General features: G+C 69.3%; 11 protein-coding genes and 1 pseudogene. 6 read left to right on the forward strand and 6 right to left on the reverse strand.

Going from position 1 to position 14832, the window contains the following annotated elements; translation table 11 throughout:
* Positions 1–185: 185 nt before the first annotated feature.
* The 3 genes and pseudogenes from AB0I68_RS04580 to AB0I68_RS04590 form a co-directional block, all read left to right on the forward strand.
* Positions 186–4124: an SGNH/GDSL hydrolase family protein gene (locus AB0I68_RS04580; RefSeq protein WP_363175681.1), complete on the forward strand. Its 3939-nt coding sequence runs from the start codon at positions 186–188 to the stop codon at positions 4122–4124.
* 121 nt (positions 4125–4245) lie between these two features.
* Positions 4246–4647 (forward strand): hypothetical protein, encoded by a 402-nt coding sequence (locus AB0I68_RS04585; RefSeq protein ID WP_363175682.1) that lies wholly within the window; start codon positions 4246–4248, stop codon positions 4645–4647.
* A gap of 133 nt (positions 4648–4780) precedes the next feature.
* A pseudogene (locus AB0I68_RS04590) lies at positions 4781–5038 on the forward strand (FtsX-like permease family protein); the annotation flags it as partial.
* Positions 5039–5086: 48 nt separating this feature from the next.
* Here the strand turns inward: AB0I68_RS04590 and AB0I68_RS04595 are convergent.
* Positions 5087–6034, reverse strand: coding sequence for a hydrogen peroxide-inducible genes activator (locus AB0I68_RS04595; protein ID WP_363175683.1), 948 nt, complete (start codon positions 6032–6034; stop codon positions 5087–5089).
* Between the two features lie 135 nt (positions 6035–6169).
* Here AB0I68_RS04595 and AB0I68_RS04600 point away from each other — a divergent pair, with 135 nt between their 5' ends.
* Together AB0I68_RS04600 and AB0I68_RS04605 are read left to right on the forward strand one after the other, a co-directional pair.
* Complete coding sequence (locus AB0I68_RS04600) at positions 6170–6724, forward strand: peroxiredoxin (protein WP_363175684.1); 555 nt, start codon at positions 6170–6172, stop codon at positions 6722–6724.
* A gap of 3 nt (positions 6725–6727) precedes the next feature.
* Positions 6728–7264: an alkyl hydroperoxide reductase gene (locus tag AB0I68_RS04605; protein ID WP_363175685.1), complete on the forward strand. Its 537-nt coding sequence runs from the start codon at positions 6728–6730 to the stop codon at positions 7262–7264.
* A gap of 202 nt (positions 7265–7466) precedes the next feature.
* Here the strand turns inward: AB0I68_RS04605 and AB0I68_RS04610 are convergent, their stop codons facing one another.
* The 4 genes from AB0I68_RS04610 to AB0I68_RS04625 form a co-directional block, all read right to left on the reverse strand.
* On the reverse strand, positions 7467–8876 hold the full coding sequence (locus tag AB0I68_RS04610; protein WP_363175686.1) for an AI-2E family transporter: 1410 nt from the start codon (positions 8874–8876) through the stop codon (positions 7467–7469).
* Between the two features lie 102 nt (positions 8877–8978).
* Entirely contained in the window at positions 8979–9695 is a 717-nt protein-coding gene (locus AB0I68_RS04615) for a transglycosylase SLT domain-containing protein (protein WP_363175756.1), read from the reverse strand.
* Between the two features lie 397 nt (positions 9696–10092).
* Positions 10093–11409, reverse strand: coding sequence for a PhoH family protein (locus tag AB0I68_RS04620; protein WP_363175687.1), 1317 nt, complete (start codon positions 11407–11409; stop codon positions 10093–10095).
* Between the two features lie 415 nt (positions 11410–11824).
* Entirely contained in the window at positions 11825–12586 is a 762-nt protein-coding gene (locus AB0I68_RS04625) for an isoprenyl transferase (protein ID WP_030159549.1), read from the reverse strand.
* Between the two features lie 129 nt (positions 12587–12715).
* Here AB0I68_RS04625 and mgrA point away from each other — a divergent pair, with 129 nt between their 5' ends.
* Complete coding sequence (gene mgrA / locus AB0I68_RS04630) at positions 12716–13753, forward strand: L-glyceraldehyde 3-phosphate reductase (RefSeq protein ID WP_363175688.1); 1038 nt, start codon at positions 12716–12718, stop codon at positions 13751–13753.
* Positions 13754–13884: 131 nt separating this feature from the next.
* Here mgrA and AB0I68_RS04635 read toward each other — a convergent pair whose 3' ends face one another.
* The gene (locus AB0I68_RS04635) at positions 13885–14832 is read right to left on the reverse strand and encodes an A24 family peptidase (RefSeq protein ID WP_363175689.1); all 948 of its coding nucleotides are present in this window, start codon (positions 14830–14832) and stop codon (positions 13885–13887) included.

The following is a 14832-nucleotide window of genomic DNA, read 5'->3' on the forward strand; positions in this document are numbered from 1 at the left end:
GTCCGCGCGCCTCTCGACGCCACCGGCTGACTCCCACCAAGCTCCCGCCCGCCGTCGGGTTCTTCCGACCGGGGTGGGCGAGCCGTTCCTGTGCCCCAACAGGGCACAGGAAACCCTCCAAAGAAGAATAGGGAAACTCTCTCTTGAGACTCAGAACACGAACACGCTCATCCCTGGCCGCCGTTGTGGCCTGCGCTACCCTGACCGGCGGACTGCTCCAGGCCACACCCGCCTTCGCCGCGCCGAAACGGAACCCCGGCTCCACCGCACCACCGGCATCTCCTGGCCGGGTCGAGGATCCGGGCAAGAAGCTCGGCAACGATTGGAAGACCAGTCCCGACCGCGCGGTGACCGCCGCCGCCGACGCCGACGGCTTGCGTATCCTCGTCGCCGACAGCAGCGAGGCGTACGCGTGGAAAACCGTAGCCACCCTGTCCGAACCGGCCCTGCCTGCGGACTCGTGGATCGGCAACCAGTGCGTGATGGACCGAGAGCACGCCGCCGTCGTCTACGCGCCCCGCAGCTTCACTAACAAGCCGGACCTGATGCAGGGCGGTGCGTTCACCGCCATCGTCAACCTGGCGACGGGGCAGGTGACGAAGCTGCCGTTTACCGCGTCGCTGGCCTACTTCGACCCGTCCTGCAACACGACGGCACACACGGCCGCGTTCACCGCCTTCCGGAACATGAACGACCCCGAGAGCACGCGGACGCGCGTGGTCACCGTGGACACCGCCGGGAAGACCACGAGCACGGCCACGGCGAAGGGAGAAATCACCAGCGCGGTCCCGGTGAAGGACGGCACGGTCGCCGCACTCGGCAACCATCTGGTCCACCTCGACGGCTCCGGCACGGTGAAGAACCTCGCCGACACGGACAGCGTCCCGTTCGACATCCGGCCCGCCGCCGAGGGGAAGATCGCCTTCGTCGACCGCAAGGACGACTCCACGGTGAACGCCAAACTGTTCACTGGTCACGGCAAGCCAGGCGCCATCGCCTCGGGCAAGCTCGGCGACCTCGACCTCATGCAGGGCGAGGCGGGCAGGGTGTTCCTCACCGGCCACCCCACAAATACTCCCGCCACCGCGGGAACCGGGGTCACCCATGTCAACGCCCCGGCCGACACCGACGTGTCCTCCCACGGTCGGCTGGCCGTCGAGCCGGTCCTGACCGCTGGCATCCGTGCCGGCCTGGACCGCGTCAAGAACGCGGGCAAGGACTTCACCAAGACCGAAGAACCCGCTCCGCAGGCTGCTGCGACCGCCGCCGGTGACGAGCTGGTGACAGTCACCAGCACCGCTACCGTCACCGGGACGAAGCTCACGCAGAGGGTGCAGCAGGAAGCCGCCGACGGCTCGGGGACCAAGGCGTCTCCGTCCCTCGGTGCGGCCGCCGGAACGCAGACCCAGCTGATGCGCAGTGCCGAGGCCACAGCCGCGGTATCGAACGATCCGACGGACGGTGACCGTTGGTGCTCCGTCTCCCGCAACGACGTCAAGGTACAGGCGCTGCAGCCGACGTCGAACCAGGTCGAATGGGCCGTCGACATGGCCGTGCGCGGCAACCTGCGCTCCAACTACATCCGGCAGGGCGGCTACCGCAACCAGGCCGGCCTGGTTGCGGTCGACCCACAGGGCCTGTTCCCTCCGCCGGCGTTGAACGGCGGGGGCAAGATCCCCGCCAACGTGCTCCTTGGCATCATGGCCCAGGAGTCGAATCTGTGGCAGGCCGAGTCGGGTGCGATCCCCGGCCAGATGGGCAGCCCGCTGGCCGCCGTGGACGGCTACTACGGCCACAAGGCCGATCCCAACGACCCGGCTGCCTACTGGAAGATCCACTGGGACAAGTCCGACTGCGGCTACGGCGTCGGTCAGGTCACCGACGGCATGCGTCTGGCCGACCACGAGAAGCCCGGCGAGACCAGCCTGTCCCCGGCCATTCAGAGGCTCGTCGCGGTTGACTACGCGTCGAACATCGCCGCCTCCATGAAGATCCTCGCCGACAAGTGGAACGAGGTCCATACGGACGGCCAGAAGGTCACCGTCAACAACGACGACCCGTCCATGGTGGAGAACTGGTTCACCGCCGTATGGAACTATAACCTCGGCTTCAACCCGCCGTCGGAGGCATCAAAGCACGGCGGACACTGGGGCCTTGGCTGGTACAACAACCCTGCCAACCCGCTCTACAAGAAGAGCTGGGGCCACCCGTTCATGAACACCGACGTGGACGGTACGGAGGCGAACAAGGACGCGGCGCATCCGCAGGACTGGCCGTACGAGGCGAAGGTGATGGGCTGGGCCGCCTGGTCCGTCGACACCGGCTTCTCCTACGCCACCACGGGCCGTCAGGACTGGCCCGGCGAGTCCGGGTTCTCCTCGGCCGGATTCCGGCCCGCCTGGTGGACTACCATCGCCGACCGCGCCGCCGTCTCGCCCCCGCTCGACACCTTCTGCAACAGCAAGAACAACTGCAACCCGAACGTCCCGCCCAACTGCCCGGACGCCGAGTGCTACGCGCAGTACTGGTGGAACCAGCCCAACACGACATGGAAGGCCAACTGCGCCTCCACCTGCGGCCACGAGGCCATCAAGTACCAGACACTGGTTGCGGAGCCGGGACGAGGCTACCGTCTCAAGACCGGTACCCCGGTCTGTACCGGCGCGCCGTCCGGATCCAAGGTGGTCGCCTCCGTACCCAACGGCACCGAAACATGGGGCGACTGCGGCCAGGTCTCCTCGGCGGGCAGCTTCCAGTTCGCGTTCAACCCCGGCACGGAGGGCCGCTACCAAGCGAAGGGGGACCTGCACCAGGTAGGCGCCGGCTACGGCGGACACTACTGGTACACCCACACCCGCGACGCAGCTCACTTCGGAGGCCCTGGCGGCTACATGACCATCGACGGTACATGGACCCTAGGCCAGAGCCTCGACTGGGCGCGGGTCCTGGTCCAACTGCCCGACACTGGCGCCCAGACCCGTCAGGCCACCTACACCGTTGAGGGCTCGGACAGTACCAGCAAGCAACGGGTCGTGCTCCAGCGGGCCGGCGGATGGGTAAGTCTCGGCGTGTTCCACTTCACCGGCACTCCGGAGGTCAAGCTGTCGAACACGACGGCGGACGGCAGGGCGGACGAGGACATCGCCTGGGGCGCGGTCGCCTTCCAGCCCCTTGCGGGCAAGCCAGCCAACTCCGTCACTGCGATGGGCGACTCCTACTCCTCGGGTGAAGGAGCCACCGCGCCGGGCGGCGCGGACCTGTACCCGGAGACCGACCGCTTCGACAAGCTGAACGACAAGGGCACTGACAAGTGCCACCGCTCCAAGCTGGCGTGGTCGAGGCAGGCAAAGCTTCCGGGCTACTCCGACTCGATCGGAGCCATGGCCGACGGCCTTGACCCGCAGATGGACTACCACTTCATAGCGTGCTCCGGAGCACGCACCTACAACATCCTCGCCAACGGCCAGTCCAGCGAGGTGGCACAGATCGAAGCCGGATACCTGGACCAGAACACCAGCCTGGTCACACTCAGCATCGGCGGCAACGACGCCCGCTTCACCGACATCATCACGAAGTGCATCGACATCCCGATCCTGTCTCTCACCACATGCCCGAATGCGGAGCTGGACAATGTTGATCCCGCTACCGGTGGCAAGGCAGGCGGTACGACGGGTGCCCTGAAGAACTGGGCGCCGAAGTGGCTGCACGACTCTGTGCGGACGCAGATCGCCAAGACACTGAACGCCATTCACGCCAGGGCGCCGTACGCGAAGGTCGTCCTCATGGGCTACCCGCGCTTGGTGGAGAAGAACCACGACTGTCTTCCCCGTGCCTATGAGGACGGCGAAAACGACTGGGTACGCACTCTGGCCGACACTCTCGCCACCGAGATGAAGGGAGCCACTCAGGATTCCGGATCGTGGGCGGTTTTCTCCGACCCGCGGAACAACTTCGACGGCAAGGCCATTTGCGGTAGTCCCGAGAGCATTCACGGCATCGTGATGACCGGGCGGGAGCAGGCGGACAACGACGCTCCGGTGCCGTCCATGCAGTCCTTCCATCCCAAGCCCGCAGGGGCTCGTCTCTACGCGGACGCCCTGGAACAGACGCTTCAGGGAAAGTGACAGACAACTGATTCGGGGCCTGAGTCAATGTACTCAGGCCCCCTGCCATCGATTAGGGAAGACTGTAGGAATGAACACCCCACACGCAGAGCCACGGCCCGTCGTACCGAGAGTGTTCGGAGTGGCTGTCACCGGTGCGGCCCTGGCCTACGGTGCCGTGCACTTCTTCTCCTGGGTCAAGCATCACAACGACCAGGCATGCGAGAAGACAGACGGCCTCTGTTGGACCTGGTGGGACTGGGCAGCCATCCCCCTCACCCTTACGACTGCCCTGATCATCCTGGTGATCGTCTACAAGCAGCTGGACATCGGGCCTCGGCTCGCAGTCGTCCTGCCGACGATCCTGCTGGCGCCGTTCCCTCTCCTCGCCGCACAGACGACCGTCGGCTGGTGGGCTGCCGCCATCACAGGTGGAGCGTGGTCATGCCTTCTCGCGCTGGCCGCGTGGGGCCGCTACCGGATCCTGGGGCTCTCAGCCTCGGCTGCGCTTCTCCTCGCCTCGCTCGTCGTGCTGTACCGCTGATCACCTGAGGGGTTGCGGGGAATCAAGGTGTTGCTTCCCCGCCTGACGCAGCGCCCTTCCCTCGATGGCATTGGCAACTCCCTGTCATTGCAAGGTTTTGTTGCGTTTCTGCTACCAGACTGCCTGAATCTGCACCAAGCGCACCACGCTGAGCCTGTCGGTGCTGTGGCAGACGGCCCTGCCGATCCTGCTCGGTCTGACCCTGGCCACGGGGGTGGGTCTGGCGCTCGGCTCGGTGCTGATGCGGATGGCCGACGTCCCGGTCCACGTCGACTGGTCCTCGGTCGCGGCGATGGCAGGCATCGGCGTGGGCGTGGTCGCCGTGGTCACCGTGCTCAGCCTGCCGGCGCTGCTGCGCATGATGCGCCCGGACGGCCTGCGCGCGGAGTGACTCCTGGACGCCGGAAGGCCGTTGCGCCCGCTCCCGACCCGGCCCGCCCTACTCGGCAGGCCACACCGGGAGCGGGCGTACGGCTTCGCGCAGGGCTCCCGCGATGGCCCGGAACTCCTCCTGGCGGGCGGTCCCCGTCCGCATGGCGAGCGCGATCCGCCGTGCGGGCGCGGGCTCGGCGAAGTATCCGGTGGCCAGGTACTCGTTGCGGGCGGTCTCCAGGCGCAGCGCGGTGCGCGGCAACAGCGTCACCCCCAGCCCCCCGGCGACCAGTTGTACGAGGGTGGACAGCCCGGCGGCGGTCGTGGTGACGTCCGCGCCGTCGGTCCGGCCCGCCTCGCGGCAGATGTCCAGGGCCTGGTCGCGCAGGCAGTGCCCCTCGTCGAGCAACAGCAGTTGCAGGCCCCGCAGTTCCTCGCGCGGGATGTCCTTGCGCCCGGCGAGCGGATGCTCCCGGGGTGCGAGGAGGACGAAGTCCTCGTCGAAGACGGGCAGTTCGGTGACCCCCGGCACCCCGAGCGGCACGGCGAGCAGCAGCAGGTCGAGCCGGCCGCCGGCCAGCCCCTCCAGCAGCGAGGAGGTCTGCTCCTCGTGCACCTGGAGGTCCATCCGGGGGTAGCGCCGGTGGAACAGCCCGAGCACGGTCGGCAGCAGGTAGGGCGCCACCGTGGGGATCACCCCGAGCCGCAGGATCCCGGTGAAGGGGGCCCGTACCGCCTCGGCCTCCTCCAGCAGGGCGCCCATGGCGTCGAGGACCGCCCGGGCGCGGGCCGCGATCCGCTCGCCGGCCGGGGAGAGCAGCACCTTGCGGGTGGTGCGCTCCAGCAGCTGTACGCCGAGGGCCTCCTCCAGCGCGGAGACGGCGCCGGAGAGGGCCGGCTGGCTCATTCCGATGGCCGCGGCGGCGTCCCGGAAGTGCAGATGCTCGGCGACGGCCGCGAACGCGCGCAGCTGCGCGAGCGTCGCCTGCTTCGCTCCCCTATTACCGACAGCCACTGATAGGTACCTCCGATCACCCGGCTCTAGTCTAGCTATTTCCGTAATCAATCCAGCTGTGTCAGCATGTGAGATCCGTCCAACCCCCTCGGAAAACCCCCAAAAGGGCTATTTTCCATTCCGCAAGGAGAGCACGTGCTCACTGTCGGTGACAAGTTCCCCGCCTACGATCTGACCGCTTGCGTCTCGCTCGAGGCCGGCAGCGAGTTCGCCCAGATCGACCACAAGACCTACGAGGGCAAGTGGCGCGTGGTGTTCTTCTGGCCGAAGGACTTCACCTTCGTCTGCCCGACCGAGATCGCCGCCTTCGGCAAGCTGAACGAGGAGTTCCAGGACCGCGACGCCCAGATCCTCGGCGTCTCCGGCGACTCCGAGTTCGTCCACCACGCCTGGCGCAAGGACCACGCCGACCTGCGTGACCTGCCCTTCCCGATGCTGGCCGACTCCAAGCACGAGCTCATGCAGGCCTGTGGCGTGCAGGGCGAGGACGGCTTCGCGCAGCGCGCCGTGTTCATCGTCGACCAGAACAACGAGATCCAGTTCACGATGGTGACCGCCGGGTCCGTGGGCCGTAACCCCAAGGAGGTCCTGCGGGTCCTCGACGCCCTGCAGACCGACGAGCTGTGCCCCTGCAACTGGAACAAGGGCGAGGGCACCCTGGACGCCGGCGCGCTGCTGGCCGGTGAGTGACGGATGTCCCTGGACTCCCTCAAGTCCGCCATACCGGACTTCGCCAAGGACCTGAAGCTGAACCTCGGCTCGGTCATCGGCAACAGCGACCTCCCGCAGCAGCAGCTGTGGGGCACGGTCCTGTCCTGCGCGATCGCCGCCCGCTCCCCGCGCGTCCTGCGTGAGCTGGAGCCGGAGGCGAAGGCGGCGCTGTCGCCGGAGGCGTACACCGCCGCCAAGTCCGCCGCCGCGGTCATGGCGATGAACAACGTCTTCTACCGCACGCGCCACCTGCTCTCCGACCCGGAGTACGGCACGCTGCGGGCGGGTCTGCGGATGAACGTCATCGGCAACCCGGGCGTGGAGAAGGTCGACTTCGAGCTGTGGTCGCTCGCCGTCTCCGCGATCAACGGCTGCGGCCAGTGCCTGGACTCGCACGAGCAGGTCCTGCGCAAGGCCGGCGTCGACCGCGAGACGATCCAGGAGGCCTTCAAGATCGCCTCGGTGATCCAGGCCGTCGCGGTCACCCTCGACGCCGAGGATGCACTCGCCGCCGAGTAGTACCCGTACGTCCGTGAAGGGGCCCTGCGACTTCGGTCGCGGGGCCCCTTCACTCGTCCGGGTGGCCACCGTCCTTCCGGACGGGAGGGCCGGGTCCGCCCTGAAATGTCGGCCTCGACACCAGCCGCCAGGAGGTCCGTCCGGTCCTGGAAGCCGGCGGCTGCCGGACCGCCGCGCCTGATGGGACCGGCTGGGCCCGGCCTCAGGCTCGCTGATCGTGCCCGGCCTCCCGGACGGCCTGCTCGTACACCGTCGACCCGTGCGGACCGGGGCCGATCGGCGCCGCGCCGTGCAGTTCCTGGTCCCGGGAGTAGGCCCTCAGGTAGACGACCACCGTGTTGGTGACGGCGACCAGCGGGACGGCGACCACCGCTCCGCCGATGCCCGCGACCATGCTGCCCGCGGCCACCGACAGGACCACCGCGAGCGGGTGCACCCGTACCGCCCGGCCCAGGATGAAGGGCTGGAGCACGTGCCCCTCGATCTGCTGCACGGCCAGCACCACGACCAGCACCATCAGCCCGGTCCACGGCCCCTGGGTCACCAGGGCGACGACCACCGCGAGGGCGCCCGAGACCACCGCGCCGACGAGCGGGATGAAGGCGAACAGGAAGATGAAGACGGCCAGCGGCACCGCCATCGGCACCTTGAGGAAGTAGAGGCCGAGTCCGATGAAGATGGCGTCGATGAGCGCGACGAGCACCGTGCCGCGCACGTACGCCGTCAGCGTGCGCCAGGCGCGCGGACCGGCGCCCGCGACACCGGGGCGGGCGGCGGCCGGGACCAGGCCCTGCACCCAGGTCCAGATGCGCTTGCCGTCGTAGAGCAGGAACAGCGTCGAGAACATCGCGAGCAGTATGCCCGTGAGCACCTCGACGAGCACCGTCACGCCCTGGAGGCCGGCGGAGGTGATCTGCTCGGTATTGGTGCCGATGCTCTCGCTGAGGTTCTTCGCGATGTCGTTGATCTGCTTCTCGGTCACGTGGAACGGACTGTCCAGTGCCCAGATTTTGAGCTCGTTGATGCCGTCGCGGACGCGGGCGGAGAGGTCGTCGAGGTTCTCCATGACCTGCCAGACCACGAACCAGCCGACCAGGCCGATGACCACGAACCCGAGGATCGCGGTGACCGCGGTGGCCAGCCCGCGCGGCAGGCCGAGGCGGCGCAGCCGGACCACGAAGGGCTGGAGCAGCGCGGTGACCAGCAGGGCCGCGGCGAAGGCGAGGACGACCAGGCGGACTTCGCTGATCACCTTCATCACCACCCAGAGCATCCCGGCGAGCAGCAGGAGCCGCCAGCTGGCCTCGGCGGCGACCCGCATGCCCCACGGGACGACGCTCGCCGGGTCGGGGCGCCCGCCCAGGGCGGGCGGGTGCGGGTGGTGGGGGTGCTCGGCGGAGGTGCCGGGTGGCGGGGTGGGCACCGAGGCTGCCGGGGCCCCCGCGCCGACGCCCGGGACCGCGCCGACGGCGGCCGCAGCGGCGACGGGAACCGGGACGGCGGCTGCGCCGTTGCTCTCGGCCTCGACCTCGGCGCGCCGCTCGTTGAGGCGCGCCTCCATGAGGCTCAGCCTGTTCCCGAGCCGGCCGAGCCAGCCTGCCCTCTTCGCCATGTCTTTCCCTTCCCCCGCCCGTGGACACACCTCGAAAGACCGTACACGCGAGGAGCCCCGCACCGTAGGACGGTGCGGGGCTCCCCGGAGGTTGTGCGGCGGCTAGTACCAGCCGTTGGCCTGGTGGAAGCTCCAGGCGCTGCACGGGCTGTGGTAGCGCTCGTTCATGTAGTTGAGGCCCCACTGGATCTGGGTGGCCGGGTTGGTGCGCCAGTCGTCGGCGACCGAGGACATCTTCGAGCCCGGGAGCGCCTGGACGAGGCCGTACGCGCCCGAGGACGAGTTCACGGCCTTGTAGTTCCAGGTGGACTCCTCGTTGATGATGTTCGAGAAGCACTGGAACTGCCCGGCCGGGACGATCTGCTGGGCGATGGCCTTGACCTGGGCGACCGTGTAGGAGCTCTGGACGGCGAAGTCATCGGCGCTGCGGGTCGCGGAGCGGCTGGCGACCTGCTCCTTCTCCTCGCGGTCCTTCTTCGCCTTCTCGTCGGCGGCCTGCTGCGCCTCGGCCTTCTTGGACTTGGCGTCCGCGGCGGCCTGGATGCGGGCGGCTTCCTCGGCGACGCGCTTGGCGTCGGTGTCGGCGCCCTGGGCGATAGCGTCGGCCTGCTGCGTCAGGGACGCGCTCTGGACCTGCGCCTGCTCGCCGACCGGGATGTCGGTGAGGAGGGTCGCCCCGGACGCGGTGGTCTCGAGATTGTTCGAGGCGGGGTCGCCAGCGGCAACGCCCACGACTGCGCCAACGGTGGTGACTGCGGTGGCCGAAGCCACTGCGAATCCCCGGACCGAGATCCGGCTCACACGGTGTCCTTCCAGCAGCGTCCGCAGTGACCGGGCGGGCGCAATAGTGCCCCTCGACACTGGCCTCCGTGGTACTGCGATCACTGGAGGCGCGGGCCCGTGGGCAACTCCCTTGCGGGGGCTGCCGCGTGGTGCTCGGGCGGCATACGGCGAACGGCTGTGGAGTTGTGATGCTGCGGTTGCATCTCACGGGAGATACAGGTGTGCCGTATGCGGGGCCTGACGGAAAACAGACTCTGCCGGACCTCGACACCGCAAGGCAATTCTTCGTTGCGTGGGAAAGGTCACACCTGGCATGTTGCCGTTGGTTTCACCAAAGGCCTGTGCAGCACGACGCCGCCCGGCTAGGCTCTCGGGCCTTTGCCGGGCGGCGCCAACTCGCCTTCCCGCTATGGGGGTTTTGCCCCCTTCGCGGCTACAGGGACTCGAGCATCTCGGTGACCAGTGCGGCGATCGGGGAGCGCTCGGAGCGGGTGAGCGTGACGTGGGCGAAGAGCGGGTGCCCCTTCAACTTCTCGACGACGGCGACCACTCCGTCATACCGGCCGACCCGCAGGTTGTCCCGCTGGGCCACATCGTGGGTAAGAACAACCCGCGAATTTGCACCGATTCGGGACAGAACGGTCAGCAGGACATTGCGCTCCAGCGACTGCGCCTCGTCCACGATCACGAAGGCGTCGTGCAGCGAGCGCCCGCGGATGTGCGTGAGCGGCAGGACCTCCAGCATCCCCCGGTTCAGCACCTCCTCGATGACCTCGCGCCCGGCCACCGCCGAGAGGGTGTCGAAGACCGCCTGCGCCCAGGGGCTCATCTTCTCGGACGCGTCCCCGGGCAGGTAGCCGAGATCCTGGCCGCCCACCGCGTACAGCGGTCGGAAGACCATCACCTTCTGATGCTGCCTCCGCTCCAGCACCGCCTCCAGGCCCGCGCACAGCGCCAGCGCCGACTTTCCGGTGCCGGCCCGGCCGCCCATGGAGAGGATCCCGATCTCCGGGTCGAGCAGCAGGTCCAGGGCGATGCGCTGCTCGGCACTGCGGCCGTGCAGCCCGAAGGCCTCGCGGTCGCCCCGTACGAGCCGCACGTTGCCGTCCGGCGTGACCCGGCCCAGGGCCTTGCCGCGCTCGGACTGCAGGACCAGCCCGGTGTGCACGGGCAGTTCGGCGGCCTCCGGTACGTACAGCCGCTCCTCGGAGTAGAGCAGGTCGACCTGCTCCCCGGACAGCGCGAGCTCACTCATGCCGGTCCAGCCGGCATCGGTGATCGCGAGCTCCGCCCGGTACTCCTCGGCGAGCAGCCCCACGGAGGAGGCCTTGATGCGCAGCGGGAGATCCTTCGAGACGACCGTGACGTCGTAGCCCTCGGCCTGGAGATTGCGGGCGACCGCGAGGATCCGCGAGTCGTTGTCCCCCAGTCGGAAGCCGGCCGGCAGGACACCGGGGTCGGAGTGGTTGAGCTCGACACGCAGGGTGCCGCCCAGATCGCCCAGCGGGATGGGGGCGTCGAGGCGACCGTAGCGAACCCGGAAGTCGTCGAGCAGGCGCAGGGCCTGACGGGCGAAGTAGCCGAGTTCGGGATGGTGCCTCTTTGCCTCCAGCTCGGTGATCACCACGATCGGGAGCACGACCTCGTGCTCCTCGAAGCGGGTGATCGCGTTGGGGTCTGCCAGCAGGACGCTGGTGTCGAGGACGTAGGTCCGCCTGTCGGGCAGGCGGCGCTTTGTGCTGGTCACCACGGAAGGACGTACCCCCTCGGAAGAGGTCGGGCCATGAAGACCGGACCGGTCATCGGCACCCATGCCGGGGCCGATTTCCGGCCCTCCCATTCGTCCGTGCGAACCGCACGTGCGTCCTGGCGCAAAGGGCCTCCCGGGCGGACGACCCCATGCCGTCCGCTGAGACTCGACACCCGTGGATCGGGCATCGACCTGAAAGGGATATTCCCCGATCAGGCCCGGCCATGCCATGGCATATGACGGACGCTCGGTGAATCGCTGGTGAAGGCCTTGCGGGGAGGACGCCAGGGGCCGAGGGGGTCCTCGGGGTACGGCGACGGCGCGCCACCGGAGGTCCGGGGCGCGCCGCGAGAGGTGCCGAAAAGTGCCGTCCGGCGCCCGGAGGACGCCGAGGGGGCGTCAGGCGCCCCGGCCGTCAGGCGCCGTAGCGCCGGTGGCGGGCCGCGTAGTCGCGCAGTGCCCGCAGGAAGTCGACCTTGCGGAAGGCCGGCCAGAACACCTCGCAGAAGTAGTACTCGGAGTGCGCGCTCTGCCAGAGCATGAATCCGGAGAGCCGCTGCTCGCCGCTGGTGCGGATGACCAGGTCCGGGTCGGGCTGGCCGCGCGTGTAGAGGTGCTCGGCGATGTGGTCGATGTCGAGGATCTCGGCGAGCTCCTCGAAGGAGGTGCCCTTCTCCGCGTGCTCGAGCAGCAGCGAGCGGACCGCGTCGGCGATCTCCTGGCGGCCGCCGTAGCCGACGGCGACGTTGACCAGTATCCCGTCCACGTCGTGGGTGGCCTGTTCGGCCTCCTTGAGCACGGACTGGGTCTGCGCGGGCAGGATGTCGAGGTTGCCCACGTGGTGGACGCGCCAGCGGCCGTCCGCGGCGAGGCCCCGGACCGTGTTCTCGATGATGTTGAGCAGCGGGCGGAGCTCGACCTCCGGCCGGTCCAGGTTGTCCGTGGACAGCATCCACAGGGTGACGACCTCGACGTCCGTCTCGGTGCACCAGCCCAGCATCTCGGAGATCTTGTCGGCCCCGGCCTGGTGGCCCTGCTCCGTCGTACCTCCGGACGCCTTCGCCCAGCGCCTGTTCCCGTCCAGGATCACGCCGATGTGCTTGGGCGACGCGTCATGGTCGAGGCGGCCTTCCACCCGGCGTGCGTAGAGCCTGTACACCAGGTCGCGCAGCTTCACGATCTTCCAGCCCCTCCGTGCAATGCCCCCGTGCGAAATGCGGTCCGTCCCCCGACTCCGCCACATTACTGCGCGGCGGGATCGGGTACCCAACTCGGTCTGTCACAAGTCCGTGATAGGGAGGACAACGTGACTGATAACAATCCCTATCGGGCAGAGCCCTCGCGCTATGACTCCATGGAGTACCGGCGCACCGGCCACAGCGGCCTCAAGCTTCCCGCCATCTCCCTCGGCCTCTGGCACAACTTCGGTGACGACAAGTCCCTCGAGTCCCAGCGGGCGATCCTGCGCCGGGCCTTCGACCTCGGCGTCACCCACTTCGACCTGGCGAACAACTACGGCCCGCCCCCCGGCTCGGCCGAGCTCAACTTCGGCAAGATCTTCGCGCAGGACTTCGCGGCGTACCGCGACGAGCTGATCATCTCCACCAAGGCCGGCTACCTCATGCACGAGGGCCCGTACGGCGAGTGGGGCAGCCGGAAGTACCTGATGAGCTCGCTCGACGCCTCGCTGAAGCGGATGGGCGTGGACTACGTCGACATCTTCTACTCGCACCGCTTCGACCCGGAGACCCCGCTGGAGGAGACCATGGGCGCGCTCGCGTCCGCGGTCCGGCAGGGCAAGGCGCTGTACGCGGGCGTGTCCTCGTACACGGCCGAGCAGACGGCCGAGGCGGCGCGGATCCTCCGCGAGATGGGCGTGCGCCCCCTCATCCACCAGCCCTCGTACTCCATGATCAACCGCTGGACGGAGGAGGACGGGCTGCTGGACACCCTCGAGGAGGCCGGCATGGGCTGCATCTCCTTCGCGCCGCTCGCGCAGGGGCTGCTGACCGGCAAGTACCTGAAGGGCATCCCGGAGGGCTCCCGGGCCACGCAGGGCAAGTCCCTCGACCCCGGCCTGCTGTCGGACGACGTGATGCGCCGCCTGGCCGGGCTGAACGAGATCGCGGGGCGGCGCGGGCAGTCGCTGGCGCAGCTGGCACTGAGCTGGGTGCTCCGGGACGAGCGGATGACCTCGGCGCTCATCGGCGCTTCGAGCGTGTCTCAGCTGGAGGAAAACGTGGCGGCTCTGGCCGGTGCGCCGCTCTCGGAGCAGGAGCTGAAGGAGATCGACTCCTTCGCCGTGTCCACCCCCGGCACCAACATCTGGGCCCAGCGCGGCTGACCTGCGGTTTTGTTCGCAGGAGGGGGGAAACAAAAAACGGGCCGGTCCGTGGGGGGGATACGGACCGGCCCGAGGGGGGGGTTCCACCATAACCCTTCGTAAAGCGTTATGCGTGCATCGGCGCAAGATGATTACGCTCCGAAACCGCCCAGCAGCACTCCGGTGAGGGCTCCGGCGGCCATGAACGGGCCGAACGGAAACGCCGTCCGGCGTCCTCCGGGGCCCCGCAGCACAAGGGCCAGCCCGTACAGGGCGCCGTAGAGGAACCCGAGGAAGGCTCCGGCGGCCCATACCCCCCAGCCGTACCACCCAAGAGGGACCCCGAGCGCGAGCGCCAGCTTGACGTCGCCGAAGCCCATGCCGGCGGGGTTGATCAGGAAGAGCACCAGGTACGCGGCCCCGAGCGCGGCCCCGCCCAGCAGCGCGAGCCGCCAGGACCCCCCGGCGCCGGGTACGAGGGCGGCCCCGCCGAGCCCCACCGCGACGCCGCCGGCGAGGGGCAGGGTCAGCACGTCGGGCAGCCGCTGCACACCGAGATCCACCATGCCCAGCAACACCAGCACGGGCGCCACCCCGACCAGCACGACCGCTTCGGGCCGCCCCCCGACGGCCCACCCGAGCCCCCCGCACACCACACCGCCGAGGCCGGCGGTCCACCCCGGGCCGACCCCGTACCGATGCCACCGGCCCGCCCGGCCCGGCGGAAAGCCCCCCGCCTCCCGCCGCGCGGCGCCTTCCGCACGGCCCGGCCCGAGGAGCCCCGCCTTCCGCCGCGCGGCGGCCCGGCCCCCGGCAGCGGCGGCGCGCCCCGGCTCGGCACCACCGGCACGATCCGGCCCCGCCGGCGCTTCAGGCGCGGGGCCCGGGGTCCGGCCCCCGGGCTCCGGAGCCGGCGGTGCGAGCGCAGCGGGGTGGCAGCGAGGCAGGCCCAGCCAGCCCCGGATCGGGTGGCCCTCGGGGCAGCGGTCGCGCCAGGCGGCACCCGGCTCGACCGCCAGCCGGTACGCGGCCCGCGGCAACAGCAGCCCCGCAGCCCCGCCATAGGCAACGGCGGCAAGGACGATCACGACCAGGCCCAT

Origin of the sequence: Streptomyces sp. NPDC050448 (assembly GCF_040655295.1) — a bacterium.
Taxonomy (GTDB): Bacteria; Actinomycetota; Actinomycetes; order Streptomycetales; family Streptomycetaceae; genus Streptomyces.